The sequence below is a fragment of the Metapseudomonas otitidis genome (genome assembly GCF_900111835.1).
GTDB lineage: Bacteria > Pseudomonadota > Gammaproteobacteria > Pseudomonadales > Pseudomonadaceae > Metapseudomonas > Metapseudomonas otitidis.
This window is the reverse complement of sequence record NZ_FOJP01000013.1, coordinates 58,780-83,509: the sequence shown is the minus strand read 5'-3', so window position 1 is coordinate 83,509 and position 24,730 is coordinate 58,780. Positions and strand designations below refer to the sequence as shown.

Below are 24,730 nucleotides of genomic sequence, written 5' to 3'. Positions count from 1 at the left end.
CCTTCCAGCGAGACGAGAGGTGGATTTCCGGGCATGAAAAAAGCGGATGCGGCGATGGGCCGCATCCGCTTTGCGGGGCGCGCGGACGAGTCGATCAGAACTCGTGGTCGGCGTTGTCCGGCTTCAGGTCGCTGATGCCCAGCTTGGCAGCGGCCTGCTCGATGGCTCCGGTCTGCTTGACCAGGGCGGCGATGGCGTCACGCACCACCTGGTTGCCTTCGGCGTTGTCCGGGGCGATCAGCTGGTCGAAGTGCTCGCCTTTGTTGGCGCGGTCCACCAGGACCTGCAGCTTGGCCTCGGTGGCCTCCAGGTCGGCCTTCAGGGTGGCGTCGGCCTGGGCATCGGCTTTGGCGACCAGGGAGGACAGGCTCGGGCCGGTCAGGGTGGTGCCGTCGACCTTCTTGTACTCGCCCAGGTAGACGTTGCGGATGCCCTTGCCGTTGTAGAAGTGCGAGTTGTGGGTGTTGTCGCTGAAGCAGTCGTGTTCGTCTTCGGGCGAGTTGGCTTCCAGGGCGACCTTCATGCGCTCGCCGGCCAGTTCGCCGAGGGACAGGCTGCCCATGCCGAACAGCATCTTGCGCAGGCCGGACTCGGCCGGTTCGGCTTCCAGCTTGGCGCGGTAGTTGTCGGCCACGCCGGCTTTCCACTGGCCGACCATGTATTCCAGGTCGCTCACCAGCAGGTCGGTGACGGCCTTCAGGTAGGTGGCACGGCGGTCGCAGTTGCCGCCGGTGCAGTCCTTGCCCTGGGCGTAGTCGGTGGCCGGGCGGTTGCCGGCGCCCGGGCCGGTGCCGTTCAGGTCCTGGCCCCAGAGGAGGAATTCGATGGCGTGGTAGCCGGTGGCGACGTTGGCCTCGGAGCCGCCCAGCTCGTTCAGGCTGGCCAGCTTCTCGCCGGTGATTTCGGCGACGTCGATCTTGTCTTCGCCGACCTGGATTTCCTTGTTGGCGATGATGTTGGCGGTGGCGCCCGGGTTGCCCAGCGCGTGCTGGTAGTCCTTGGCGACGTAGTCGATCAGGCCTTCGTCCAGCGGCCAGGCGTTCAGCTGGCCTTCCCAGTCGTCCACCACCGGGTTGCCGAAGCGGAACACCTCGGTCTGCATGTAGGGCACGCGTGCGGCCAGCCAGGCTTCGCGGGCGGCTTTCAGGGTGGCGTCATTCGGGTTGGCGAGGAAGGCGTCCACGGCCTTCTGCAGGGCGACGCCGGTGGTGTGGGCGTCGGTGAACACGGCCAGGGCCAGGTCGGCGTAGTGCTTGACCACTGCCTTGGTCGCTGCCTCGTCCACCTTGGCGGCGGCCGGTGCAGCGGTGCTGCTGGCGGCTGCCGGGGCTGCGGCCTGGGGCGCGGCGGCCTTGTCCTTGTCGTCGCCGCAACCGGCGAGAGTGATGGCGATGGCAAGCAGGCTGGCGGTGGCCAGGGGCATACGACTCATGGCGGATTCCTTCGGTGGTGTTGGGAAGCGCTGCTGCGCGAAAACGGCGAACATAATGCGAAAGATTTGCATTTTTGAAAAGTGGCACTTTGTCTCGCTGTCGCGTTGGGTGTGCCCCGGGTCGCTGTGCCGGAGGGCGGTGGGCGCTAGAATCCGCCGGAACCGAAGACAAGGAGTCGTTCACATGTCCCTGAGCACCGTTGCCATCCTCGTCGCCCTGCTGCTGGCGGGCGCCTATGCCGTGATCCTCTACAACGCCCTGGTGCGCCTGAAGCACGGCGTGGGCAAGGCCTGGTCGAACATCGAGGTGCTGCTCAAGCAGCGCCACGACGAGCTGCCCAAGCTGGTGGAAACCTGCAAGCAGTACATGCAGCACGAGCGCAGCACCCTGGAGCGCGTGATTGCCGCGCGCAACGCCGTGGCCGGTGCCCGCGAGCGCGGTGATCTGGGCGCCCTGGGTCAGGCCGAGAGCGGGCTGCGGGCCGGCCTCGGGCAGCTGTTCGCGCTGGCGGAGAACTACCCGCAGCTCAAGGCCAACGAGAACTTCCAGTTCCTCCAGCAGCGCATCAGCGGGCTGGAGAACGGCATTGCCGACCGCCGCGAGCTGTACAACGAGGCGGTCAACCTGAACAACGTGCGCATCGAGCAGTTCCCTGATGTGCTGATCGCCCGCATGTTCGGCTTCCGTCCGGCGGAGCTGCTGGTGTTCAGCGAGGCCGAGAAGGCCGACGTGGACATCAAGAGCCTGTTCAGCTGATGGACGGTGGTGACGCCGGCGGCCTGGCGATGAGCCTGGCCTTCAGCCTGGGGGCCTTTCTCGGTGGCGGCTGGTGGTGCCTGAAGCGCTTCTACGAGGGGCGCCTGCTGCTGGATACGCCCACTTCGAAAATCCGCTCGGCAGCCCAGGGTTACGTGGAACTCTACGGCGTGCTGCACGAGCCGCAGCACGGCCTGTTGAGCGCGCCGCTCACCGGCAAGCCCTGCGTGTGGTGGCGTTTCCGGATCGAGGAGCGCAGCGGAAGCGACAAGGACAAGCGCTGGAAAGTGGTGGAAAGCGGCGCCAGTGACCAGTGGCTGGCGCTGGGGGACGGTACCGGCGAGTGCCTGATCGACCCGCGGGGTGCCGAGGTCCGACCCGCCTCCCGCGACGTCTGGCATGGCAGCCAGCGGCACCCGCTACGGGTGGAGTCCACCGGCTTCTTCGGCTCGCTGTTCGGTGGCGGCGACTACCGCTACACCGAGGAGCGCCTGGAACTGGGTGGCCCGCTTTACGCCATCGGCGAATTCGTCACCACCGGCGCGAGCCAGCAGGGCTTCGATGCCAGCCGCGCCGAGGGGGCGGTGATCCGCGAATGGAAAAGTGACTTCGCCGGCCTGCTGAAGCGCTTCGACAGCAACGGCGACGGCCAGCTGGACGAGGCGGAGTGGGGGCGGGTGCGTCTGGCGGCGCAGCTGGAGGCGGAGGATCGCCATCGCGCCACCAGTGCGGCACCGGCGGTGAACCGCATGCGTCGCCCGGGGGAGGCGCGGCCTTTCCTGCTGTCCAGCCATGGCGAGGACGTGCTGGCGCGGACCTTCTTCTGGCAGGCGCTGGGCGCGGGGCTGGTATGCATCGCAGGGGCAGTGGCAACGGTCTACCTGTTGCGCACCACCGGGTGGCTCTAGCGTCTGGCGGCCACCCGCAGGCGGTGCATGCGGCGTATCAGAGGGCTGCGGGGTTGGAGGCGGCGGCGCTCAGGCGGCGGGATTGCTTGAGGTAGCCGGTCAGCTCGCGGGCCGGTAGCGGCTTGCTGTAGAGGTAGCCCTGACCCTCGTTGCAGCCCTGGGCAATGATGTAGCTCTCCTGCTCGGGGGTCTCCACCCCTTCGGCGATCACCTGCATGCCGAGGCTTCGGGCCAGCTGGATGATGGCGCGGACGATGGTGGCGTCGTCCTCGTCCTCCAGCACGTCCTGGACGAAGCTCTTGTCGATCTTGATCTTGTCCAGCGGCAGGCTCTTCAGGTAGCTCAGCGAGGAATAGCCGGTCCCGAAGTCGTCGATGGCGATCAGTGCGCCGGAGCGGCGCAGGCTGAGCAGATGCTGGGCGGCGGTGGAGATGTCCTCCATCAGGCCGGTCTCGGTGACTTCCAGCTCCAGGCTGCGCGGCGGCAGGCGGTAGACCTGCAGCAGGTTGTTGACCACGCGCGGCAGCTCGGTGTGGTGCAGCTGCACGGTGGAGAGGTTCACGGCCATGCGCAGTTCGTTGAAGCCCTGGTCGTGCCAGTCCCGCAGCTGGTGGCAGGCCTGGTCCAGCACCCATTCGCCGATGGGAATGATGCTGCCGTTCTGCTCGGCCAGGGGGATGAACAGGTCCGGCGGCACGAAACCGTGTTGCGGGTGCTGCCAGCGCAGCAGCGCCTCGACGCCCACCACGCGGTGGTCGCGGTAGTCCACCTGGGGTTGGTAGACCAGTTGCAGCTCGTTGCGCTTGAGGGCTTCGCGCAGGTCCTTCTCCAGCTCGCGGCGGCGGCGCATCTCGCTGTCCACGCTGGCGATGTAGAACTGGTAGCGGTTGCGCGAGCGGCTCTTGGCCAGGGTCATGGTCTGTTCGGCTTTCTGCAGCAGCTTCTCGGTGCTGTCGCCGTCTTCCGGGAAGAGGGTGATGCCGATGGTGGCGCGCAGGCGGACTTCCTGCTGCTCCAGCGCGAAGGGGGCTTCCAGGTCGTCCAGCACGCTCTGGGCCAGCTCGGCGGCTTCATAGGGCTGCTCGATATCCGCCTGGACCAAGGCGAACTGGTCGCCACCCAGGCGGGCCAGCGCGCCGAGGCGGCCGCTGTGGCCACGCAGGCGATCGGCCAGGGCGATCAGCAACTGGTCGCCGGTCTGGTAGCTGTACTGCTCGTTGACGCCCTTGAAGTCGTCCAGGCCCACGCACAGCACGGCGACCCGGCGCTGCAGGCGGCCGGCGTCCTCGAGGATCTGGTCCAGCTGCTGCTGCAGCTGCTGGCGGTTGGGCAGGCCGGTGAGGAAGTCGTACTGGGCCATGCGCAGCAGGCTGTTCTCGGCCTCCCGGCGCAGGTGCGTATTGCGTTCGATGGACGCCAGCAGCTCGTTGGCGGTGTTGATCCACAACCCCAGCTCGTTCTTCTCGTTGCCCTTGAGCATGGGCAGCTTGTGCTCGCTGGGGCGGTCGGGGTTGATGTTGGTCAGGTGCTCGATGATCTTCGACAGCGGTTTGGTCAGCAGCCAGTGGTAGACGGAGTAGAGCACCAGGCCCATGGCCAGGGCGCGCAGCACGCCGGAGACGAAGATGATCACCGAGCTGATGACGAAGTCCTCGCCATAGGGCGCGGTGTCGAGGGTGATGGTCAGGTCGCCGTAGTACTCGCTGTACGGTCCGCGTCCCACCAGCTGGGTGGTGAAGTTCTGTTCCTTGCCGAGGATCGGGTCGGTGAGCCAGCGGGTGGGCAGCTCACTGAGCGGGCGGGTCTTCTCCGCCAGCATGGGTTCGTTGGGGTGGCCGATGCTGGCGAAGCGCACCGACTCATGCTGGAACAGGCCTTCGATCACCTGCATGCCCATTTCGCGGTCCAGGCTGTAGACGGCCTGGGTCGATGGATCGCGGAACATGCCGAGGATGCGGTGGGCGTCATTGGCCACCGCCTGGCGGGTCTTGTAGACGTCGAACACGATCTGCGCGCAGCTGAGCACCACGCCCACCACCAGTGCGGACAGCAGCACCACGCGGAGCAACTTCAGTGACAAGCTGTTTTTCAGATCCAGCTTCAAGTAGGAATTCCTTGTTCGATGCCGGTAAGTGCCAGGTGCCAGACCGCTTGAGTATTGGCAAACACGGGGTAGCCGTCAAAGGGCCAGTACGCAAAAAGCGGAACCCGGTCCCCGAATGGGACGTTCGCCAGGCTGGTGGATTAAGCGAACACGCCCCTGTGTCGGTGCGGCATCGGCTGACTTGAATGCCGGACGACGAATGGACAGCACCGCTGAGTTCAACGGGCGACCCGATTGGTTCTGCGGTTTAGGAGGGCAGGGGGAGTAGGACGACGCGAGCGCCGGCATGAACGAAAAGACCCGGCGCAAGGCCGGGTCCTTTCAGGTGCTGCGGGTGACTCAGGCGGCGAAGTTCTTGGCCACGAAGTCCCAGTTCACCAGGTTCCAGAACGCCTCGACGTACTTCGGACGCAGGTTGCGGTAGTCGATGTAGTAGGCGTGTTCCCAGACGTCGCAGGTCAGCAGCGGGGTGTCGCCGCTGGTCAGCGGGCAGCCGGCGCCGATGGTGCTGGCCAGGGCCAGGGAACCGTCAGCCTTCTTCACCAGCCAGCCCCAGCCGGAGCCGAAGGTGCCGACGGAGGTCTTGGTGAACTCTTCCTTGAACTTGTCGAAGGAACCGAAAGCAGCATTGATGGCGTCAGCCAGGGCGCCGGTGGGCTGGCCACCGCCGTTCGGGCTCAGGCAGTTCCAGTAGAAGGTGTGGTTCCACACCTGGGCGGCGTTGTTGAAGATGCCGCCCGAGGAGGTCTTGACGATCTCTTCCAGGCTCTTGCCTTCGAACTCGGTGCCCGGAACCAGGTTGTTCAGGTTCACGACATAGGTGTTGTGGTGCTTGTCGTGGTGGAATTCCAGGGTCTCGGCGGAAATGTGCGGCTCGAGAGCGTTCTTCTCGTACGGCAGCGGCGGCAATTCGAAAGCCATGTCTGTCTCCTTCATCAGGTCTGGATATGTGCGCAAGGCGCGGGGCCGTTCACGGGCGGCCGGTGAGCGGCTTTGAGTTCGTACTCTTTATGTGCCGCGAGGGCCGGATCATAGCACCCGACCAGAGGCTTAACCACGCAGTATCCGTGTGGAATAGCCCCTCCGCGGCCCGTGCTGCTTGGACCGCCCGGGTTCAGATCCCGTTCACCAATTGTGCCGCCATGGCGAACATCATCAGCGCCACGGTGAAGTCCAGCAGCCGCCAGGTGGCGGGACGGGCCAGCCAGGGGGCGAGCCAGGCAGCGCCCAGGGCCAGGGCGAAGAACCAGATCAGCGAGGCACTGGCCGCGCCCAGGGCGTAGGCACCGGGCACCGGCTGCTGGGCGCCGAGGGAGCCGATCAGCAGCACCGTATCCAGGTAGACATGGGGGTTGAGCAGGGTCACCGCCAGCGCCGCCAGCAGCACCGCCTTGCGTGAGCGTGGCCCGGCGTCGGCCTGCATCGCCAGGGTGCCCGGGCTCAGCGCGCGGCGCAGGGCCTGGCTGCCGTACCAGGCGAGGAAGGCCACCCCACCCCAGCGGGCGATGGCCAGCAGCATCGGGTTCTGTGCCAGTACGCTGGCCAGGCCGAACACCCCGGCGCTCACCAGCAGCGCGTCGCACAGCACGCAGAGCGCCGCCACCGGCAGGTGGTGCTCGCGGCGCAGGCTCTGGGCGAGGACGAAGGCATTCTGCGCGCCGATGGCGATGATCAGCCCGGCCGCCACCAGCATGCCGTTGAAGTAGCTCTGCCACATGCCTCAGCCCTCCACCGCGCTGGCGGCCAGCGCCCGCAGGATCGACACCGCGCACTCGGCGCGTTCGCGGGGCACGAACAGGTGGTCGTGGTGGTAGCCCGCCACCACGTTGCAGCTGATGTCGGCCTGGGCCAGTGCTGCCGCTACGGCGGCCGTCAGCCCCACCGCCGCCAGGGATGAGTGCACCTGCAGGGTGATCCAGGCGGCGACGTAGTCGTAGGGCAGGTCCAGGGCATCGGCCTGTTCACGCGGGAGGATCAGGCTCAACCCCTCGGCCTCGCGGATGCTGGCCACGGGTGTGCAATCGGTCGGGGCGTCAGACGCCAGGGTACAGAAGACGTAATCACCGTCGTCGAGACGGGGTTCCAGGCTGCGCAGCAGCACGGACAGGGCGGTTTCTCCGGCCATGGTCGGTTCCTTGAAAGGCGAAAGGGAATGCTGGCGAGTCTGCCGAGGGCGGCTGTATAAGGAAAACGAATCCTGCTGATCTCGCATAAGGAAAATCGATATGTTCGACTACAAGCTCCTGGCTGCCCTCGCCGCCGTGGTGGAGCAGGGTGGTTTCGAGCGGGCCGCCCAGGTGCTGGGGTTGTCCCAGTCGGCGGTGTCCCAGCGGGTCAAGCTGCTGGAGGCGCGGGTCGGGCAGCCCGTGCTGGTGCGTGCTGCGCCACCGGCACCGACGGAGATCGGCACCCGCCTGCTCAACCATGTGCAGCAGGTGCGCCTGCTGGAGCGCGACCTCCAGGCCCAGGTGCCGGCGCTGGACGAAGGCGGCCTGCCGGAGCGCCTGCGCATCGCCATCAATGCCGACAGCCTGGCCACCTGGTGGGCCCCGGCGGTGGCGGACTACTGCTCCAGCCACCGCGTGCTGATGGACCTGGTGGTGGAAGACCAGGAGGTCGGCCTCAAGCGCATGCGTGCCGGTGAAGTGGCCGGCTGCATCTGCGCCGCCGAACGCCCGGTGGCCGGGGCCCGCAGCCTGGCGTTGGGCGCCATGCGCTACCGCGCCCTGGCCAGCCCGGGGTTCGTGGCCCGGCACTTCTCCCGGGGCGTCACGGCGGAGGCGCTGCTGAATGCGCCCTCCATCGTCTATGGCCCCGACGACCAATTGCAGCACCGCTACCTGGCCGCGCTGGGCATCCAGGGCGCCTTTCCCCACCACCTCTGCCCCTCGTCCGAAGGTTTCGTCCGCCTGACCCAGGCGGGCCTTGGCTGGGGGCTGGTGCCCGAGCACCAGGTGGAGGGTGAGCTGGCCCGAGGGGAGCTGGTGGAGCTGATTCCCCAACGGCCCATCGACGTGCCGCTCTACTGGCACCACTGGCGCCACGGTGGTGAGCTGCTGGCCAGCCTCACCGACCACCTGGCCCGGGCCGGCGGGCGCTGGCTGGTACGGGACTGACCCGGGTGGCCGGCAACGGGCGCGTGCTGGCTCGCCGCGCCACGACGGCATGCCGGGGCGCTGCTAGAGTGCGCAACACACGACAGGTGGGGGACGGCAATGAAGATTCTGGTGACCGGAGCGAGTGGCTTCATCGGTGGGCGCTTCGCCCGCTTTGCCCTGGAGCAGGGGCTGACGGTGCGGGTCACCGGCCGTCGGCCCGAGGCCGTGGAACACCTGGTGCGGCGGGGCGCGGAGTTCGTCGCCGGTGACCTGGGGGACCCGCAACTGGCCCAGGCCCTGTGCCGGGACGTGGAGGCCGTGGTGCATTGCGCCGGCGCCGTGGGCGTCTGGGGCCGCTACGAAGACTTCCACCGGGCCAACGTCGAAGTCACCGAGAACCTGGTGGAAGCCTGCCTCAAGCAGCGGGTCAAGCGCCTGGTGCACCTGTCCTCGCCGTCGATCTACTTCGATGGGCGCTCCCACGTCGGCATCACCGAGGATCAGGTGCCCAAGCGCTTCTCCGACCACTACGGCGCTACCAAGTACCTGGCCGAGCAGAAGGTCTTCGCCGCCGAGGAATTCGGCCTGGAGGTCATCGCCTTCCGCCCACGCTTCGTCACCGGGGCCGGTGATACCAGCATCTTCCCGCGTCTGATCGCCATGCAGCGCAAGGGTCGCCTGTCGATCATCGGCAACGGCCTGAACAAGGTCGACTTCACCAGCGTGCACAACCTCAACGACGTGCTGTTCAGCGGCCTGCTGGCCGCCGGGCCGGCGCTGGGCAAGGTCTACAACATCAGCAACGGCGAGCCGGTGCCGCTGTGGGACGTGGTCAACTACGTGCTGCGCCGCCTCGACCTGCTGCCGGTCACCCGGCACGTGCCCTTCGGTGTGGCCTACGCAGCGGCGACCCTCAATGAAACGGTCTGCCGGCTGTTGCCGGGGCGCCCCGAGCCCTCGCTGTTCCGGCTGGGCGTGGCGGTGATGGCGCGGGACTTCAGCCTCGACATCAGCCGCGCCCGGCACTACCTGGAGTACGACCCCCAGGTGAGCCTGTGGACGGCCCTCGACGAGTTCTGCACCTGGTGGAAGGCGCAGCAGGGCGCCTGATTCAGCCGCGCAGCGGGCCAGCGTACTGGGTGTACTTGCGCACCAGCTCTTCCTCGGTCAGCACCTTCGGCACGCGTACGCCGGTCAGTTCGCTGAGGCGCTCGCCCAGGCTGATCACCGCCTCGCGCCGGGATTCGGCACAGGCCTTGAGCATCTGCTGGATGGCATCGGGTTGGCTGAGACGGATGTCCAGGGCCTGTTCCTCGCGAATCTGGCGACGAAGGCTCTGCATGCAATCCAGCACGGCTTTGGTCAGTTCCACGCGTATTCCCCCCAAGGTGTGAAGAGAGCTCCGGCCTGTCGTCCTGCCCGGACGGAGCGCGTCGGACCCGTTCAGCGGTGGGTCCGTCCGGCGCGGCACGGGCCGCGCATGGAGCGCCCCCGGACGCCCCGCAACGACCAAAGCAAGCTGCGTACCAGTTCACAATCCCAGGAACCATGGGGCCTGCAGCCGGTCCATCAGCCTGGATGCGCACCGACGAAGGGCACCCGCACCAGCATGGCGCGGCGCTGATGCCGGCCAAGCGAACCGGTATACTGGCGCCCCTCGGCCCTGGGTGCCGACCCCGATTCCTTGCTCCTCCTGCCGAAGGTCAATCATGCGTAACGATGCTCTCGATGAACTGGACGATGTCCCCAGCCTGTCAACCGACGCGCAGGACCGCGACGAGTTCGGCCACCACCCACGCCGTGTCGCCTCCACGCCGGCCCGGGGCGGTCGCACGGGGTACGAGCCCGAAGCCCGAGGCGGTGCCAGCACCGGTCCGCTGTGGGCCTTGCTGGGTGCCACGGTCATCGCCTTCTGTGGCCTCGGCTGGTGGAGCTTCCAGCAGATCTCGATGATGGAGCAGCAACTGGTGGCCACCCAGGAAAGCTTCGCCCGCATCAGCGAAGAGGCCGCCGGGCGCATCAAGGACATCAGCGGCAAGGTGGTCGCCACCGAGTCCAACGTCACCAGCGGCAGCGAGTCCATCAAGCTGGACATCCGCCAGCTGCAATCCCGCCTGGCCGAGGTGGCCAAGCAGCAGCAGGCCCTCAGCGCCCAGCTGGGCAGCCAGGACAAGCGCGTCGAGCAGCTTTCCGGCGATTTCAAGACCCAGAGCGGCTCCGCCGGCCAACTGGACAGCCGCCTGCAAAGCCTGGCCGAAGAACAGGCCCGCCTGAAGGCCGCACAAGGCGACGCCGCCAAGCTGGACGAGCGCATCAAGGCGCTGGCCGGTGAAGTGGAGGCCCTGAAGAAGCAGGGCAACCCCAGCCAGGCCATCAAGAGCCTCGAACAGGACCTGCTGGTCCTGCGCAGCCAGCTGGACAGCCGCCCGGCCCAGGCCCCGGCAGCTGCGGGCGGTGGTGCCAACCAGGCCGAGTTCGATGCCTTCCGCGCGCAGATGACCCGCAACATCAGCACCCTGCAGAGCCAGGTGCAGAACCTGCAGCAGCAGATCAACGCGCGCTGATCCATCACCGCAGTGAACGAGCCCCGCTCCGCAAGGACCGGGGCTTTTTCATGCACGGGCTACGCCGCCCCTGCAAGGGGGACCTGTAGGGGCGAGTTCATTCGCCCGCATCTACCCACTGCCACGAAAAAGCCCCGACCTTGAAGGCCGGGGCTTCGTTCATCGCAGCGTTGCCGCTTACAGGCGCGGGTAGTCGATGTAGCCGACCGGGCCCTTGCCGTAGAAGGTTTCCGGGTGCGGCTCGTTCCAGGGCGCATCCTTCTCCAGGCGGGCCGGCAGGTCCGGGTTGGCGATGAAGGGGATGCCCCAGGCCACGGCGTCGGCCTTGCCTTCGGCGATCCAGGCGTTGGCCTGGTCCTTGGTGAAGCGCTCGTTGGCGATGAACACGCCGCCGAAGGCTTCCTTCAGTTGCGGGGCCAGGCTGTCGTCGGCTTCCTTCTCGCGGGCGCAGATGAAGGCGATGCCGCGCTTGCCCAGTTCACGGGCCACGTAGCCGAAGGTCTCGGCACGGTTGGAGTCGCCCATGTCGTGGGCGTCGGCACGTGGTGCCAGGTGCACGCCGACACGGCCGGCGCCCCAGACCTTGATCAGCTCGTCGGTGATCTCCAGCAGCAGGCGCGCGCGGTTCTCCAGGGAGCCGCCGTAGCGGTCGGTGCGGGTGTTGGTGCTGTCCTGCAGGAACTGGTCCACCAGGTAGCCGTTGGCGGCGTGCAGCTCGACACCGTCGAAGCCGGCAGCCAGGGCATTCTCCGCGCCGAGGCGGTAGGCCTCGATGACGTCGGCGATCTCCTCGGTCTCCAGCGCGCGGGGCACCGGGTAGTCACGCAGCGGGCGCAGCAGGCTGACGTGGCCCTTGGCAGCGATGGCGCTGGGGGCCACCGGAGCTTCGCCGTCCAGGTAGCTCGGGTCGGAGATGCGGCCCACGTGCCACAGCTGCAGGACGATCTTGCCGCCGTTGGCGTGCACGGCCTTGGTCACGTTGCTCCAGCCCTTGACCTGATCGTCGTTCCAGATGCCGGGGGTGTCGGGGTAACCGACGCCCATCGGGGTCACGGCGGTGGCCTCGCTGATGATCAGGCCGGCGGACGCGCGCTGGCTGTAGTACTCGGCCATCAGCGCGTTGGGCACGCGGCCTTCGTCGGCGCGGCAGCGGGTCAGGGGGGCCATGATGATGCGGTTGGCCAGTTCCAGGTCGCCCACTTTGATCGGATCGAACAATGTTGCCATTTTGAACACCTCGTCTTAGTCGAGAGCGGTTTCCAGCTCGGGTTTGCGTTGGCTGAAGGTCAGCAGGGTGGCGACCAGCGCCAGGATGGCGAGTACGGCAGCGGCGAGCGGCACGCGGGTCAGACCCAGGCCCTGCTCGATCACCACGCCACCGACCCAGGCGCCGAGGGCGTTGCCCACGTTGAAGGCGCCGATATTGAGGGTGGAGACCAGGTTCGGCGCACCGGCGCCGAACGCCACCACGTTCACCTGCAGGGCCGGCACGGCCGCGAAGGCGGCGGTGGCCCAGAGGAACAGGGTGATCTCCATGGGAATCAGGTACGGGCTGGCCAGGTGCACCACGGTGGAGGTGACGGCCAGGGCGATGAACACGCCCATCAGCGTCTGTGCCAGCTTCCAGTCGGCCAGGCGGCCGCCGATGAAGTTGCCCAGGGTCAGGCCCAGGCCGATCAGCAGCAGCGTGCCGGTCACGCCGCGTGGCGACACCCCGGTGATCTCGCCCAGCAGCGGCGCCACGTAGGTGAAGATGCAGAACACCGCTGCCGAGAACAGCACCGTGGTCGACAGCGCCAGCCACAGCCCGGCCCCGCGCAGGGCGGCCAGCTCGGCGCGCATGTCGGCGGCCTCTTCGTCATCCTGGCGTGGCAGCACGCGCCACAGCCCGATGAAGGCCGCTACGCCGATCAGCGTCACCGCCCAGAAGGTCGAGCGCCAGCCCGCCACCTGGCCCAGCGCGGTGCCCAGGGGCACGCCCAGCACGTTGGCCAGGGTCAGCCCGGTGAACATCAGCGCCACCGCTGAAGCCTTGCGGTTCGGCGGTACCAGGCTGGCGGCCACCACCGAGCCGATGCCGAAGAAGGCCCCGTGGCAGAGCGCCGTCACCACCCGCGCCAGCATCAGCAGGTCGTAGTTCAGTGCCGTGGCACACAGCAGGTTGCCGAGGATGAAGATCGCCATCAGCGCCAGCAGCGCCGCCTTGCGAGGGAAGCGTGCCGTGGCCATGGCCATGAACGGCGCGCCGACCGCCACGCCCAGGGCGTAGCCGGTCACCAGCCAGCCGGCGACGGGAATGCTCACGGACAGGTCCGTGGCGACATCGGGCAGCAGGCCCATGATCACGAATTCAGTGGTGCCGATGGCGAATGCGGACAAAGCCAGGACGAGAAGCGCGGTTGGCATGGGCCAGCTCCTGAGTGAATGGGGGCAGGTGGCAAAGGGGCCGAGGTGAGCCCGCCGGGCGGGACTCTTGATCGGGTACTGCGGTCAGAGTTCGGTGCTCATCCGCTGCAGGAACGCCTCGATTACGGCCTCGTTGCGCTTGAAGAAGTTCCACTGGCCGATGCGTCGGCTGGTCACCAGGCCAGCCTTCTGCAACGTGGTCAGGTGGGCCGATACGGTGGACTGGGAGAGCCCGGTGCGCTGGTCGAACTTGCCGGCGCACACGCCGATCTCGAACGGGTGGTCCTGCTCGACGAAGTAGCGCTCCGGCTCCTTGAGCCACAGCAGCATGTCGCGCCGTACCGGGTGGGCGAGGGCCTTGAGGATCTCGCCCAGGTCGATGTCGAGGCTGTCGGGGGTGTCGGTCATGGCCGTCTCCACCAGTCATATCGGAATGGAGCGAACTATATATCGAGCAAAAACGATACGGGATCGTTTCCCGCGATAGTCATCATCAGCCCGGCTGATGGGCATGCGCCGACACAACGGAGTTTTTCAGCAGCCTGCTAAGCTGGCGCGATGAATTACCTCGCCCACCTCCACCTCGGCGGCCCCGCGCCCCACCAACTGCTCGGCAGCCTCTACGGCGACTTCGTCAAAGGGCCGCTGGATGGCCGTTGGCCCCAGGGCATCGAGGCCGGCATTCGCCTGCATCGGCGCATCGACCTGTTCACCGACACCCACCCGCTGGTGCGGGACGCCCGCGCCCTGTTCCCGGCGGCTCGGCGGCGGGTGTCCGGCATCCTGCTGGACCTGTTCTTCGACCACTGCCTGGCCCGCGACTGGGCCGACTACGCCGAGGTGCCGCTGCCCGCCTTCACCGGGCAGGTCTACCGGGTGCTGGCCGACCAGGCGGCGCTGCCCGGCGCCCTGGCCCGCATCGCCCCGCGCATGGCCGAGCAGGACTGGCTCGGCAGCTACCGCGAGTTCGACACCCTGGCAGCCGTGGTGGGTGGCATGAGCCGCCGCCTGTCCCGCCCCGAGCTGCTGGCCGGCGGCTTCGACGAACTGGCCGAGCGCTACCAGCCCCTGAGCGATCACTTCCGGCGCTTCTACCCCGAGCTGCAGCGCTTCGCCGCCCAGGCCGGCATGGCTTGACCTGCATCAAGCCCCGGTAGCGCATCGGGGCGTGCAATGCGTGGACTCCGGACCGCCCCGGTCCGGCCTGACGAGAACAGTGGAGGTGCTCCGATGAAAGCGCTGCTCCTGGCGACCGACCTGTCCAACCGCTCCGAACGTGCCCTGCGTCGTGCCGCCCAACTGGTGCGGCAGTTCCGTTGCCCCTGGACGGTGCTGCACGTGGTGGATGCCGACCAGCCCCAGGCCCTGGCCAGCGCCTGGAGCGCCCAGGTCCACGAGGCCCTCGCCTCGCACCTGGGCGAGATCGCCGAACTGGCGGGCGCCGCCCCGGCGCTGCGTGTCGAAGTGGGGGACCCGGCCGAGCGCATCGTCGACTTCGCCCGCAGCCAGGGCTTCGACCTGCTGGTGATGGGCTGCCACCGGCGCAACGCCCTGCGCGACGTGTTCGTCGGCACCACCCTGGAGCGCGTGCTGCGCACCGGGGACACACCGGTGCTGGTGGTCAACCGCGAGACCGACGGGCACTACCACGACATCCTCGTCGGCCTCGACCTCTCGCCCTGTTCGGCCCGCGCGGCCCAGGCGGCTCGTGAACTGGGGATTCTGGAGCTGGCCCGCAGCCGTGCGCTCTACGCCTTCGAGCCCTTCGCCCGGCTCACCCTGCTGGGTGCCGGGCTGTCCGACAGCGCCCTGGAGGACCATGAACAACGCGAAGCCGTGGCGGCCCGTTCGGCCCTGGCGCAGTTCCTTGGCGAGCAGGGGCTGCTGGGCGTGTTCAGCCAGCATTCGGCGGAGGAGGGGTTGCCCATCACCGTGCTGCGCCATGCACTGCAGCAGGCCGAACCGGACCTGCTGGTGCTGGGCACGCGGGGCATGAGCGGGGTCAAGCGGGCATTGATCGGCAGCGTGGCGGACGCCGCCCTGCGGGAGTTCGATTGCGACATGCTGGTGGTGCCGCCCGCCCGCTGAGGCAGCGGCTCAGGCCGCCAGCTCGTCGGACGGGGCTTCACCGAACAGCGCCACCTGCACCGCCTGCTGGGCCTCGCGGGCCAGGGCGTTGCGGTGGCGACCGCTGCTGGGGATGGGCGTCAGCAGGCGGATCTCCACCTCGCTGCACGGGCTGCGCAGCAGGCGCACCAGGTGGGACACCAGGTCATCCTCGCCAATGAACGGCGCCACGCTGTCCCGCTCGCCATCGCGCAGGTAGCGGATCGCCACCGGCTGCACCGCCACTCCGGTCTCGCAGGCGCTGGTCAGCAGGCGGCCATGGAAGGTGCGCACCAGGCTGCCATCGGTGGTGGTGCCTTCCGGGAAGATCACCAGGTTGCGGCCCAGCCCCAGGTGCCGGCCCAGTTGCTGCCCCACCAGGTTGCTCTCCCCCGAACCCCGGCGGATGAACAGCGTCCCGGCCTTGTGCGCCAGCCAGCCGGCCACCGGCCAGGCGCGCACCTCCGCCTTGGACAGGAAGGACAGCGGCGCGAGCATGCCCAGCAGCGGGATGTCGGTCCACGACACATGGTTGCTGACCCACAGCATCGGCACCGTCGGCACCTCGCCTTCCACCCGCACCCGGAAGGGCAGGGCGCCGGCCAGTCGCGCCAGGAACCAGCGGGTCAGGCGCTGCCGGCGCGGCATCAGGTCCCGTCCCCGGGCCAGCCGTTCCAGCACCACCACCCCGCTCGCCAGCAGCAGGCCGAGGCCGATCACCGCCAGCAGGCGTAGCACCCGCAGGTAGAAGCGCAGCCCGGCCACGGCGTCAGACCGCCGCCTTGAAGTGGCGGGCGTAGCGCGGGCACAGCTCGTCGCGCTTTAGCAGGATGAACACGTCGGCGACCTGGAAGTCCGGGTCCCAGCACGGCTCGCCGCAGATCTTCGCCCCCAGGCGCATGTAGGCCTTCAGCAGCGGCGGCATCTCGGCGATCACGTTGCCCGGCAGCTCCAGCGCCGGCAGCGGGGTGCGCGGCTCGGCACGCAGGTGCTCGGTGCACAGGTAGCGTTCGCGCAGGCGCTGCATGATGGCCTGGGCCTGGATGCCGCCGTCCTGCATGGGGATGCTCGCGCAGCCCATCAGGTAGCGGTAGCCGCCCTCGTTGAGCACCTCCGCCAGCTCGCTCCAGAGCACCGCGATGGTGCCGCCGTTGCGGTAGGCCGCATCGACGCAGGTGCGGCCGATCTCCAGCACCGGGCCCTGCAGCTCGCCCAGGCCTTCGAGGCGGAACTCCTCCTCGCTGTAGAAGCGGCCGATGTCGTGGGCGGCCTGGTGGTCCAGCAGGCGGGTGGTGGCCACCAGCTCACCGCTGTCCAGGTCGCGCACACCGATGTGCTGGCAGTGCGGGTCGAAGTCATCCATGTCGAGGCCGAATTCGGCGCCCTTGAGCTTGGCATCGAACTCCGCGCTGAACACCCGGTAGCGCAGGGCCTGGGCTTCACGCAGGGCAGCCACCCCGCTGAGGCGCTCGGCCTGCAGGCGGCGTGGGCTCTTGTCGCCGCGTGCGGCGTTGTCGCGGGTGATAGCGATCTGAGTCATGAGTAAGCCTCCATTTGGGCCGGCTAGATCCCGGTTGCAGCCGGACGATCTTGTTGTGCAAGCTCAGGCTAGGCAGACCCGGTGTCACCTCCGTGACGTTTCCGTGATGCTTGAATGACAGCCCCCAAGGAGACCGCCCATGACCTGGCAACGCCTGCTCGAGACCCGTGACCGCTTGCCCGCGCAGCCTCTCGAAGAGTGGTACGGCAGCCTGCTGGAGCGCCTGGGCGAGGCCACGCCCTTCGAACTCGCCATCCTCGGCGGGCGCCTCGCCGCCACCCCGGGGCTGGCCTTCCTCGCGGGCTACCAGGGCGCGCTGCGCCTGCTCTGGCCCTCCGCTCCGCGCAGCCTCGGCGCCCTCTGCGTGACCGAAGCGCGCAGCGTTCGCCCGGCGGACATGCAGGTCCGCCTCGACGGGCTCAGCCTCAATGGCCGCAAGGACTTCGTCACCGCCGCCGACGCTGCCGACTGGCTGCTGGTGGCCGCCCGCGAGGAAGCCGACGGCGAGGCCCCGCGCCTGGCCCTCACCGTGGTGCGCAACGGCGCGCCCGGCGTACGCATCGAACCCCTGCCAGCGCTGCCACTGATGCCCGACATCCCCCACGCCCGCCTGCACCTGGACGGCGCCCATTGCGAGCGCCTCGCCGGGGACGGCTGGGATGCCTACGTCAAACCCTTCCGCAGCCTGGAAGACCTCCACGTCCTCGCCGCCCTCAGCGCCTGGCTGCTGGGTGTCGGTCAGGACAGCGGCTGGCCGCCGGCCCTGCGCATGCGCCTGCTGGGGCTGCTGGCCGGCGCTGCCGAAGTGGCCCGGCTGTGCGCCACCAGCCCGGTGATGCACGTCATGCTGGCCGGCCTCTTCGCCGAGTTCGACGGCCTGCGCAGCGAACTGGACGCCGCCTTCGCCAGCGGCCCCGCGCCGTGGGCAACACTCTGGACGCGCGACCAGGGCCTGTTGGCCATCGCCGGCGCCGCACGCGCCACGCGCTTGGCCAAGGCGCGGGAGGCACTGGGGTGGGTGGATTGAGACGCAGCGCGCCTCCCTGCGACCTTTGCGCCCTTGACGAAGGGGGCGCTTGACGCAGATCAGTACGCCCGGACAAGGGGCTCCGCATGCTGTGCGCCGCAACCGAATCCGAGGTGTCCATGCGCCGTGAACCCATCGTGCTGTTCGACAACGGCACCCACCAATGCATGCTGTTCGACGATCTGGTCAGTGGGGACGGCATCCAGTCCAACCAGTTCCTGATCACCGACCATGACCAGTACCTGCTGCTCGATCCGGGCGGCGACCTGACCTACACCCCGCTGTCGCTGGAGCTGTCCAAGCACATCCCGGTGCAGGACCTGACCTACATCTTCGCCTCCCACCAGGACCCGGACATCATCGCGTCCCTGGACAAGTGGCTGCTGCACACCCGCGCCAAGGTGGTCTGCTCCAAGCTCTGGGCGCGCTTCCTGCCGCACCTGACTGCCAACTACCTGGCCATCAGCCATGGCATCTCCACCTACGACCGCATCATCGCGCTGCCTGACCGTGGCCAGTCGATCCCGCTCGGCCGTTGCAACCTCAAGGCGGTGCCGGCGCACTTCCTGCACTCGGTGGGCAACTTCCAGCTGTACGACCCGGTGAGCAAGATCCTCTTCTCCGGCGACATGGGCGCGTCCATGACCGAAGACGCCTCCCCGGTGCGCGACTTCACCAACCACGTGCCGGAGATGGAAGGCTTCCACCGGCGCTACATGGCCGGCAACAAGGCCTGCCGCCTGTGGGCCGCGATGGTCCGTGGCATGGACCTGGAGATGATCGTGCCGCAGCACGGCCGTCCCTTCGTCGGCAAGGAAATGATCAGCGCCTTCCTCTATTGGATCGAGAACCTCGACTGCGGCCTCGACCTGATGGGCCCCGAGGACTACCAGCTGCCTCGCTGACAGCCCGAGGCGAACGCACCAGCAGCAGGCTCGCGTTCGCCAGGCGTGCACATAGAAACCGGCCGGAAGCCTGCGCCTCCCGCCGGTTTTTTACGGGATCGCCCACGCCGTGGCGCCACCCCGAAGTTGTCTGGAATGGCCACCTTTCGCGGCGCGTTCGGCGCTTTTGGCTGTCATCAACCCGTGCTAGGGTCGGCCTCTTCCTACAACAAGAGGCCTGCCGATGCCCATGCCCCTGCTCCGCGCCCTGTGCCTGGCCCTTGGCCTTGCCGCCGTGCTGCCCGCCCAGGCGGAACGCTGGCCCGACCCCGACTGGACGACCACCCCCACCGCCAGCAGCCCCGCCCTCGACGCCTTCGAGCGCTACGCCTTTCCCGCCCGTGACGATGCCCAGCGCCAGGGCGTGCGCAGCGACGCGGTGGTGGTGATCCGTGATGGCGAGCTGGTCTACGAACGCTATGCCGGCCCCACCCAGGCGCAGACGCCGCACCTCACCTGGTCGGTGAGCAAGAGCCTGCTGGCCGCCACCCTGGGTGTGGCCTTTGGCGAGGGGCGCTTCAAGCTGGACGACCCGGTCGCCCGCCACTATCCCGCCTTCGCCAGCCACCCCGGCGTGCAGGTGCAGCACCTGCTGCACTGGGCCTCCGGCCTGGCCTGGCAGGAGGACTACGAGTACGCCCCGCTCAAGTCCTCCGTGGTGGCCATGCTCTACACCCGAGGCCGTGGCGACATGGCTGCCTTCGCCGCCGAGCACCCGCTGGACGCCGTGCCCGGCAAGCGCTTCCGCTACTCCAGCGGCGATAGCAACGTGCTCTCCGCCGCCCTGCGCGGCATGGTGGGCGAGGCCGCCTACCCGGACTACCCCTGGACCGCGCTGTTCGAGCCCCTCGGCATCCGCTCCGCCGTGTGGGAGCGGGACGCCGCCGGCACCTTCGTCGGCTCCTCCTACGCCTACCTCAGCGCCCGTGACCTGGCCCGGGTCGGCCTGCTCATGCAGCGCAACGGTCGCTGGGGCGAGCGGCAACTGCTGCCTGCCGAGTGGGTGGCCTTCAACCGCACGCCCTTCGCCGACTACCGGCCGGATCCGAAACAGCCCGGCGAAGCCGTCCCCGGCGGACACTGGTGGCTCAACCGCGTGGTAGAGGGCGCGCCGAAGCCCTGGTCGCATGCCCCGGAAGACGCCTTTGCCGCCCTCGGCCACTGGGGCCAGGCGCTCTACGTGCTGCCCACCGAGAAGCTGGTGATCGTGCGCTACGCCGATGACCGCGACGGCACCTACCAGCACGACCGCTTCCTCGAACTGGCCCTGGCCGCCTTCGCCCCGGAGGTGAAGCCATGATCCGCCGCCGTCCCGTGCTCAGCGTCCTCGTCCTGCTGCTGCTCCTGCTCGCCGGCCTGGCCTGGCACAACCGCGTCCACCTGCAGGCCTTCCCCGGCATCATCAGCGCCTACACCGCCAAGGAGTACTGCTCCTGCCGCTACGTGATGAACAACGCGGCGGACTACTGCCAGGGCTACGTGAAGCAGTACGTGCCCATCAGCGGCTTCCTCGACGATGCCGCCGGCAAGCGCGTGACTGCCCGTGGCCTGGGGCGCAGCAACACTGCCGCCTGGCTCGGCGAGCGCCAGGGCTGCCAGTTGCTGGCGGAGCCCGACCCGCTGCCCTGAGGCCGCGCGCTCGGGTTCCACCCTGTGGAACCACCTTCGATTGTTCTCCTCCGCCCCGCGCGGTTAGCTGGAGACCGACCGCCCCGGGCGGTCTCCACCGGACGAGGAGAACAACAACAATGACCCGCTTCGCTCCCATCCAGGCCTGGCTCGACGGCATCGCCGACGAGCTGCGTGCCTTGCGACACGACATCCACGCCCACCCCGAACTCGGCTTCGAGGAGCACCGCACCGCCGAGCTGGTGGCACGCCTGCTGCGCGACTGGGGCTATGAGGTGCACACCGGCATCGGCCGTACCGGCGTGGTCGGTGTGCTGCGCCGTGGCCGGGGTACGGCGCGGCTCGGCCTGCGGGCCGACATGGACGCGCTGCCCATCCACGAGGCCGGCGCGGCCGCCCACATCAGCCGCCATGCCGGCTGCATGCACGCCTGCGGGCACGACGGCCACACCGTGATGCTGCTGGGCGCCGCCCGCTACCTGGCCCAGGCCGGACGCCTCGACGGCACCCTCAACCTGATCTTCCAGCCCGCCGAGGAGGGGCAGGGCGGCGCCCTGGCCATGCTGGAGGACGGCCTGCTGGAGCGCTTCCCCTGCGATGCGCTGTTCGGCATGCACAACATGCCGGGCCTGCCGGCCGGGCAACTGGCCTTCCGCGCCGGGCCGGTGATGGCCTCCCAGGACCTGCTGGAGGTCACCCTCGAAGGCGTCGGCGGGCACGGCTCCATGCCGCACCTGTGCGTTGACCCGCTGGTGGCCGGTGCCGACATCGTCATGGCCCTGCAGACGGTGGTGGCCCGCCACATCGATGCGCAGCAGGCGGCGGTGGTCAGCATCGGCGCCTTCCAGGCCGGCGAGGCGGCCAACGTCATCCCGCAGACGGCCCGCCTGCGCCTGAGCCTGCGTGCGCTGGACCCAGCGGTGCGCGAGCGCCAGCTGCAGCGGGTGATGGCGATCATCCGCGGCCACGCCGCCAGCCATGGCTGCCAGGTGCAGATCGAGCACCGGCCGGCCTACCCGGTCACCGTCAACCACCCGGCCGAGACCGCCTTCGCCCGGCGTGTCGCCCTCGACCTGGCCGGTGCCGACGCCGTGCAGGACGCGCCCACCCTCATGGGCAGCGAGGACTTCGGCTGGATGCTGCAGCGCTGCCCCGGCAGCTACCTGATGATCGGCAACGGCGACGGGCCGATGGTCCACAACCCCGCCTACGACTTCAACGACGCCATCCTCCCGAGAGGCGCCGCCTACTGGGCCGCCCTGGCCGAATCCTGGCTGCAGGTGACGCCCGTGCGCCTCGCCGAACCCGCTGCCCACGCCTGACCCGGAGACCGCCATGAAACCATCCGCCAGCGGCGCCTCGCGCGGCCGCCAGGTGACGGCTGCCGTCATCGGAAACGCACTGGAGTGGTACGACTTCATCGTCTACGGCTTCCTTTCCAGCATCATTGCCCGGCTGTTCTTCCCCTCGGACGACGAGTACGCCTCGCTGCTGATGGCCCTGGCCACCTTCGGCGTCGGCTTCTTCATGCGCCCGGTGGGCGGCATCCTCCTGGGCCTCTACGCCGACCGCCGCGGGCGCAAGGCGGCCATGCAGCTGATCATCCTGCTGATGACCGTCTCCATCGCCATGATCGCCCTGGCCCCCGACTACGCCGCCATCGGCCTCGGCGCGCCGCTGCTGATCGTGGTGGCGCGGATGCTCCAGGGCTTCGCCACCGGCGGCGAATACGGCAGCGCCACGGCCTTCCTGGTGGAGAGCGCACCGGCCCATCGGCGCGGGCTGTATGGCGCCTGGCAGCTGTTCGGCCAGTGCCTGGCGGTGTTCGCCGGCTCCGGGATGGGCGCCCTGGTCACCCACGGGCTCTCGCCCGAGGCGCTGGATGCCTGGGGGTGGCGGGTGCCCTTCCTGGTGGGGCTGCTGATCGGCCCGGTGGGGCTGTGGATGCGCCGGCACATGGCCGAGACCGAAGCCTTCCTGGAGGCCCGTGACACCCAGCGCGGCGAGCACATTGGCTTCGGTCGCATGCTGCGGGAGAACGGCCGGGCCGTGCTGGTCACCCTCGGCTGCACCATCAGCGGCACCGTGGCTTTCTACGTGGTGCTGGTGAACATGCCCACCTTCGCCCACAAGCAGCTGGGGCTGCCGCTGGACCAGGTGTTCATGGTGCAGATGGCCGCCGTGGCCTGGATGACCCTGGTGATCCCCCTGGCGGGGCACCTGTCCGACCAGGTCGGGCGGCGCCCGGTGCTGCTGGTGGGCACCTTCGCCTTCCTGGTGATGGTCTACCCGCTGTTCAGCTGGGTGGCGGCCGCGCCCGGCCTCGGCCGCCTGCTGGTGATGCAGCTGCTGCTATGCAGCGCCATCGGCAGCATCTACGGCCCCGGGCCCACTGCCAGTGCCGAGCAGTTCCCGGCGGCGGTGCGCTCCACCGGGCTGGCGCTGTCGAACAACCTGGGGGTGATGCTGTTCGGCGGGTTCGCCCCCTTCATCGTCACCTGGCTTACCCAGACCACCGGCGACCCGGTGGCACCCGCCTACTATGTGGTCTTCGCCGCCAGCCTCGGCCTAGTCGCCAACTGGCACCTGCGCGAAGGCGCCCCCGCCGCCCTGGCGCGCCGTGCCCGCCGGCTTTCCCTGTCCCAGCCCACCCGGAGCCTTGCCGAATGAGCCTGACCCGACCCCCCGCACCTGCCCGCTCCCTGCGCGAGGAGATCGTCGCCCTGGACGCCCTGCCGCTGTCCGAGGCCATCCGCACCCGCCAGGTGGCCTGCCGCGAGGTGATGCAGGCCTACCTGGAGCACATCCACGCCCTCAACCCGGTGGTCAACGCCCTGGTGGACCTTCAGCCCGAGGAGCGCCTGCTGGCCGAGGCGGAGCAGCGCGACCGGCAACTGGCCAATGGGCAATGGCTGGGCTGGATGCATGGCATGCCCCAGGCACCGAAGGACCTGGCCGCCACCGCCGGCCTGCGCACTAGCCTCGGCTCGCCGCTGTTCGCCGACCAGGTGACCCGCCACGACGCCCACGTGGTGGCCCGCGCCCGGGCGGCCGGCGCGCTGTTCATCGGGCGCAGCAACACCCCCGAGTTCGGCCTCGGCTCGCACACCTACAACCCGGTGCACGGCATCACCGGCAACGCCTACGACCCCAGCCGCAGCGCCGGCGGCAGCAGCGGCGGGGCGGCGGTGGCGCTGGCCCTGCGCCTGCTGCCGGTGGCCGACGGCAGCGACATGATGGGCTCGCTGCGCAACCCGGCGGCCTTCAACAACGTCTACGGCCTGCGCCCGTCCCTGGGGCGGGTGCCCTTCGGCCCGACGCCGGAGCTGTTCGTCCAGCAGCTGGCCACCGAAGGGCCCATGGGCCGCAGCGTGGCCGACGTCGCCGCGCTGCTGCGCACCCAGGCCGGGCCGGCGGCGGGCGTGCCCCTGGCGCAGTTGTCCAGCCAGGACCTGGAGGGCTCGCTGGAGCGGGACTTCACCGGCACCCGCATCGGCTGGCTTGGCGACCTGGGGGGCCACCTGCCCATGGAGGCGGGCCTGCTGGCGCTGTGCGAGGCTGGGCTGGCGGACTTCCGCGCCTTGGGCTGCGAGGTGGAGCCGGTGGTGCCGGACTACGACCCGGAGCGGCTCTGGCGCTGCTGGTGCGTGCACCGCCACTGGCTGGTGGCCGGCAGCCTGGGGCCGCTGTATGCCGACCCGGCGCGGCGCGCGCGGCTCAAGCCGGAAGCCTGCTGGGAGGTGGAGGGCGGCCTGGGCCTCAGCGCCGAGGCGGTGCACCAGGCCTCGGTGGACCGCAGCGACTGGTACCGCGTGGTGACGGCGCTGTTCGAGCGTTACGACTTCCTGCTGCTGCCCAGCGCCCAGGTGTTCCCTTTCGACTCGGCGCAGCCCTGGCCCACCGAGGTGGCCGGCCGCGCCATGGACAGCTACCACCGCTGGATGGAGGTGGTGATCGGCGTGAGCCTCGCGGGCCTGCCGGCCATGAGCGTGCCGGTGGGCTTCGGCGAGGCTGGGCTGCCCATGGGCGTGCAACTGATCGGCCCGGCGCGTGCCGACCTGGCGGTGCTGCAGCTGGCCCATGCCCACGAGCGGCAGACCCGCTGGGTGACGCGGCGCCCGCCGGCGTTGCTGGGTTGGCCACCCGCGAACTGAGCGATCACGGGCCGGCCAAGGCCCGTATCTTGCTGGCGCCTGTCATCGCCATGGGGGAGGG

Annotated in this window: 25 protein-coding genes; 14 read left to right on the top strand and 11 right to left on the bottom strand. The window is 69.1% G+C overall.

Going from position 1 to position 24,730, the window contains the following annotated elements; all coding sequences use genetic code 11:
* Positions 1-94: 94 nt before the first annotated feature.
* Positions 95-1,432, bottom strand: coding sequence for an imelysin family protein (locus BM198_RS17770; protein WP_074971575.1), 1,338 nt, complete (start codon positions 1,430-1,432; stop codon positions 95-97).
* Between the two features lie 184 nt (positions 1,433-1,616).
* Between BM198_RS17770 and BM198_RS17765 the strand changes: the two genes are divergently transcribed.
* Both BM198_RS17765 and BM198_RS17760 read left to right on the top strand, forming a co-directional pair.
* A complete protein-coding gene (locus tag BM198_RS17765; protein ID WP_074971574.1) occupies positions 1,617-2,189 on the top strand; it encodes a LemA family protein in 573 nt (190 codons plus the stop codon).
* A complete protein-coding gene (locus BM198_RS17760; protein ID WP_074971573.1) occupies positions 2,189-3,097 on the top strand; it encodes a GIDE domain-containing protein in 909 nt (302 codons plus the stop codon). The genes BM198_RS17765 and BM198_RS17760 overlap by 1 nt, the downstream gene beginning before the upstream one ends.
* Before the next feature lie 37 nt (positions 3,098-3,134).
* On the opposite strand, the gene BM198_RS17755 is transcribed toward BM198_RS17760, so the two are convergent.
* The 4 genes from BM198_RS17755 to BM198_RS17740 all read right to left on the bottom strand — a co-directional run bounded on the left by BM198_RS17755 (position 3,135) and on the right by BM198_RS17740 (position 7,326).
* Complete coding sequence (locus BM198_RS17755) at positions 3,135-5,201, bottom strand: putative bifunctional diguanylate cyclase/phosphodiesterase (RefSeq protein ID WP_044409444.1); 2,067 nt, start codon at positions 5,199-5,201, stop codon at positions 3,135-3,137.
* Positions 5,202-5,540: 339 nt separating this feature from the next.
* Complete coding sequence (gene sodB / locus BM198_RS17750) at positions 5,541-6,122, bottom strand: superoxide dismutase [Fe] (RefSeq protein ID WP_044409441.1); 582 nt, start codon at positions 6,120-6,122, stop codon at positions 5,541-5,543.
* Positions 6,123-6,315: 193 nt separating this feature from the next.
* Positions 6,316-6,918 (bottom strand): LysE/ArgO family amino acid transporter, encoded by a 603-nt coding sequence (locus tag BM198_RS17745; protein WP_044409437.1) that lies wholly within the window; start codon positions 6,916-6,918, stop codon positions 6,316-6,318.
* 3 nt (positions 6,919-6,921) lie between these two features.
* Positions 6,922-7,326, bottom strand: coding sequence for an ACT domain-containing protein (locus BM198_RS17740; protein WP_074971572.1), 405 nt, complete (start codon positions 7,324-7,326; stop codon positions 6,922-6,924).
* A gap of 100 nt (positions 7,327-7,426) precedes the next feature.
* Here BM198_RS17740 and BM198_RS17735 point away from each other — a divergent pair, with 100 nt between their 5' ends.
* The gene (locus tag BM198_RS17735; RefSeq protein ID WP_044409431.1) at positions 7,427-8,317 is read left to right on the top strand and encodes a LysR family transcriptional regulator ArgP; all 891 of its coding nucleotides are present in this window, start codon (positions 7,427-7,429) and stop codon (positions 8,315-8,317) included.
* A 99-nt stretch (positions 8,318-8,416) separates the two neighbouring features.
* Positions 8,417-9,409, top strand: coding sequence for an NAD-dependent epimerase/dehydratase family protein (locus BM198_RS17730; protein WP_074971571.1), 993 nt, complete (start codon positions 8,417-8,419; stop codon positions 9,407-9,409).
* Between the two features lies 1 nt (position 9,410).
* Here the strand turns inward: BM198_RS17730 and BM198_RS17725 are convergent, their stop codons facing one another.
* Complete coding sequence (locus BM198_RS17725) at positions 9,411-9,671, bottom strand: hypothetical protein (RefSeq protein WP_044409426.1); 261 nt, start codon at positions 9,669-9,671, stop codon at positions 9,411-9,413.
* Between the two features lie 337 nt (positions 9,672-10,008).
* On the opposite strand from BM198_RS17725, the gene BM198_RS17720 reads away from it, so the two are divergent.
* Positions 10,009-10,863 (top strand): ATPase, encoded by an 855-nt coding sequence (locus tag BM198_RS17720; RefSeq protein ID WP_074971570.1) that lies wholly within the window; start codon positions 10,009-10,011, stop codon positions 10,861-10,863.
* A gap of 177 nt (positions 10,864-11,040) precedes the next feature.
* Here BM198_RS17720 and BM198_RS17715 read toward each other — a convergent pair whose 3' ends face one another.
* The 3 genes from BM198_RS17715 to BM198_RS17705 all read right to left on the bottom strand — a co-directional run bounded on the left by BM198_RS17715 (position 11,041) and on the right by BM198_RS17705 (position 13,677).
* Entirely contained in the window at positions 11,041-12,090 is a 1,050-nt protein-coding gene (locus BM198_RS17715; RefSeq protein ID WP_044409422.1) for an alkene reductase, read from the bottom strand.
* A gap of 15 nt (positions 12,091-12,105) precedes the next feature.
* Complete coding sequence (locus BM198_RS17710) at positions 12,106-13,269, bottom strand: MFS transporter (RefSeq protein WP_044409420.1); 1,164 nt, start codon at positions 13,267-13,269, stop codon at positions 12,106-12,108.
* Between the two features lie 84 nt (positions 13,270-13,353).
* Positions 13,354-13,677 (bottom strand): ArsR/SmtB family transcription factor, encoded by a 324-nt coding sequence (locus tag BM198_RS17705; RefSeq protein ID WP_044409417.1) that lies wholly within the window; start codon positions 13,675-13,677, stop codon positions 13,354-13,356.
* A gap of 150 nt (positions 13,678-13,827) precedes the next feature.
* On the opposite strand from BM198_RS17705, the gene BM198_RS17700 reads away from it, so the two are divergent.
* Together BM198_RS17700 and BM198_RS17695 are read left to right on the top strand one after the other, a co-directional pair.
* Entirely contained in the window at positions 13,828-14,406 is a 579-nt protein-coding gene (locus BM198_RS17700) for an acyl carrier protein phosphodiesterase (RefSeq protein WP_044409415.1), read from the top strand.
* Between the two features lie 93 nt (positions 14,407-14,499).
* Positions 14,500-15,357: a universal stress protein gene (locus BM198_RS17695; protein WP_044409412.1), complete on the top strand. Its 858-nt coding sequence runs from the start codon at positions 14,500-14,502 to the stop codon at positions 15,355-15,357.
* A gap of 9 nt (positions 15,358-15,366) precedes the next feature.
* On the opposite strand, the gene BM198_RS17690 is transcribed toward BM198_RS17695, so the two are convergent.
* On the bottom strand, positions 15,367-16,140 hold the full coding sequence (locus BM198_RS17690; RefSeq protein ID WP_074971569.1) for a lysophospholipid acyltransferase family protein: 774 nt from the start codon (positions 16,138-16,140) through the stop codon (positions 15,367-15,369).
* 4 nt (positions 16,141-16,144) lie between these two features.
* Complete coding sequence (gene olsB, locus BM198_RS17685; RefSeq protein ID WP_044409407.1) at positions 16,145-16,915, bottom strand: L-ornithine N(alpha)-acyltransferase; 771 nt, start codon at positions 16,913-16,915, stop codon at positions 16,145-16,147.
* Positions 16,916-17,054: 139 nt separating this feature from the next.
* Here olsB and BM198_RS17680 point away from each other — a divergent pair, with 139 nt between their 5' ends.
* The 7 genes from BM198_RS17680 to BM198_RS17650 all read left to right on the top strand — a co-directional run bounded on the left by BM198_RS17680 (position 17,055) and on the right by BM198_RS17650 (position 24,669).
* Positions 17,055-17,942 carry an acyl-CoA dehydrogenase family protein gene (locus BM198_RS17680; protein ID WP_074971568.1) on the top strand — a complete coding sequence of 296 codons (888 nt, stop codon included), beginning with the start codon at positions 17,055-17,057 and terminating at the stop codon, positions 17,940-17,942.
* A 119-nt stretch (positions 17,943-18,061) separates the two neighbouring features.
* Positions 18,062-18,847, top strand: coding sequence for an oxygen-binding di-iron domain-containing protein (locus tag BM198_RS17675; protein WP_044409827.1), 786 nt, complete (start codon positions 18,062-18,064; stop codon positions 18,845-18,847).
* 223 nt (positions 18,848-19,070) lie between these two features.
* A complete protein-coding gene (locus tag BM198_RS17670; protein ID WP_074971567.1) occupies positions 19,071-20,186 on the top strand; it encodes a serine hydrolase domain-containing protein in 1,116 nt (371 codons plus the stop codon).
* The gene (locus tag BM198_RS17665; protein ID WP_074971566.1) at positions 20,183-20,515 is read left to right on the top strand and encodes an amidase; all 333 of its coding nucleotides are present in this window, start codon (positions 20,183-20,185) and stop codon (positions 20,513-20,515) included. The genes BM198_RS17670 and BM198_RS17665 overlap by 4 nt, the downstream gene beginning before the upstream one ends.
* Positions 20,516-20,634: 119 nt before the next feature.
* A complete protein-coding gene (locus tag BM198_RS17660; RefSeq protein ID WP_074971565.1) occupies positions 20,635-21,837 on the top strand; it encodes a M20 aminoacylase family protein in 1,203 nt (400 codons plus the stop codon).
* A 13-nt stretch (positions 21,838-21,850) separates the two neighbouring features.
* Positions 21,851-23,185 (top strand): citrate-proton symporter, encoded by a 1,335-nt coding sequence (locus BM198_RS17655; protein WP_074971564.1) that lies wholly within the window; start codon positions 21,851-21,853, stop codon positions 23,183-23,185.
* The gene (locus BM198_RS17650; RefSeq protein ID WP_074971563.1) at positions 23,182-24,669 is read left to right on the top strand and encodes an amidase; all 1,488 of its coding nucleotides are present in this window, start codon (positions 23,182-23,184) and stop codon (positions 24,667-24,669) included. Before BM198_RS17655 ends, BM198_RS17650 begins: the two co-directional genes overlap by 4 nt.
* Positions 24,670-24,730 lie beyond the last annotated feature (61 nt).

Coding starts and splice junctions, on each gene's coding strand:
- BM198_RS17770 (WP_074971575.1), bottom strand. CDS start 1,432: ATGAGTCGTATGCCCCTGGCCACCGCCAGCCTGCTTGCCATCGCCATC.
- BM198_RS17660 (WP_074971565.1), top strand. CDS start 20,635: ATGACCCGCTTCGCTCCCATCCAGGCCTGGCTCGACGGCATCGCCGAC.
- BM198_RS17705 (WP_044409417.1), bottom strand. CDS start 13,677: ATGACCGACACCCCCGACAGCCTCGACATCGACCTGGGCGAGATCCTC.
- BM198_RS17665 (WP_074971566.1), top strand. CDS start 20,183: ATGATCCGCCGCCGTCCCGTGCTCAGCGTCCTCGTCCTGCTGCTGCTC.
- BM198_RS17670 (WP_074971567.1), top strand. CDS start 19,071: ATGCCCATGCCCCTGCTCCGCGCCCTGTGCCTGGCCCTTGGCCTTGCC.
- olsB (WP_044409407.1), bottom strand. CDS start 16,915: ATGACTCAGATCGCTATCACCCGCGACAACGCCGCACGCGGCGACAAG.
- BM198_RS17730 (WP_074971571.1), top strand. CDS start 8,417: ATGAAGATTCTGGTGACCGGAGCGAGTGGCTTCATCGGTGGGCGCTTC.
- sodB (WP_044409441.1), bottom strand. CDS start 6,122: ATGGCTTTCGAATTGCCGCCGCTGCCGTACGAGAAGAACGCTCTCGAG.
- BM198_RS17760 (WP_074971573.1), top strand. CDS start 2,189: ATGGACGGTGGTGACGCCGGCGGCCTGGCGATGAGCCTGGCCTTCAGC.
- BM198_RS17710 (WP_044409420.1), bottom strand. CDS start 13,269: ATGCCAACCGCGCTTCTCGTCCTGGCTTTGTCCGCATTCGCCATCGGC.
- BM198_RS17695 (WP_044409412.1), top strand. CDS start 14,500: ATGAAAGCGCTGCTCCTGGCGACCGACCTGTCCAACCGCTCCGAACGT.
- BM198_RS17655 (WP_074971564.1), top strand. CDS start 21,851: ATGAAACCATCCGCCAGCGGCGCCTCGCGCGGCCGCCAGGTGACGGCT.
- BM198_RS17740 (WP_074971572.1), bottom strand. CDS start 7,326: ATGGCCGGAGAAACCGCCCTGTCCGTGCTGCTGCGCAGCCTGGAACCC.
- BM198_RS17735 (WP_044409431.1), top strand. CDS start 7,427: ATGTTCGACTACAAGCTCCTGGCTGCCCTCGCCGCCGTGGTGGAGCAG.
- BM198_RS17745 (WP_044409437.1), bottom strand. CDS start 6,918: ATGTGGCAGAGCTACTTCAACGGCATGCTGGTGGCGGCCGGGCTGATC.
- BM198_RS17720 (WP_074971570.1), top strand. CDS start 10,009: ATGCGTAACGATGCTCTCGATGAACTGGACGATGTCCCCAGCCTGTCA.
- BM198_RS17675 (WP_044409827.1), top strand. CDS start 18,062: ATGCGCCGTGAACCCATCGTGCTGTTCGACAACGGCACCCACCAATGC.
- BM198_RS17650 (WP_074971563.1), top strand. CDS start 23,182: ATGAGCCTGACCCGACCCCCCGCACCTGCCCGCTCCCTGCGCGAGGAG.
- BM198_RS17765 (WP_074971574.1), top strand. CDS start 1,617: ATGTCCCTGAGCACCGTTGCCATCCTCGTCGCCCTGCTGCTGGCGGGC.
- BM198_RS17680 (WP_074971568.1), top strand. CDS start 17,055: ATGACCTGGCAACGCCTGCTCGAGACCCGTGACCGCTTGCCCGCGCAG.
- BM198_RS17700 (WP_044409415.1), top strand. CDS start 13,828: ATGAATTACCTCGCCCACCTCCACCTCGGCGGCCCCGCGCCCCACCAA.
- BM198_RS17715 (WP_044409422.1), bottom strand. CDS start 12,090: ATGGCAACATTGTTCGATCCGATCAAAGTGGGCGACCTGGAACTGGCC.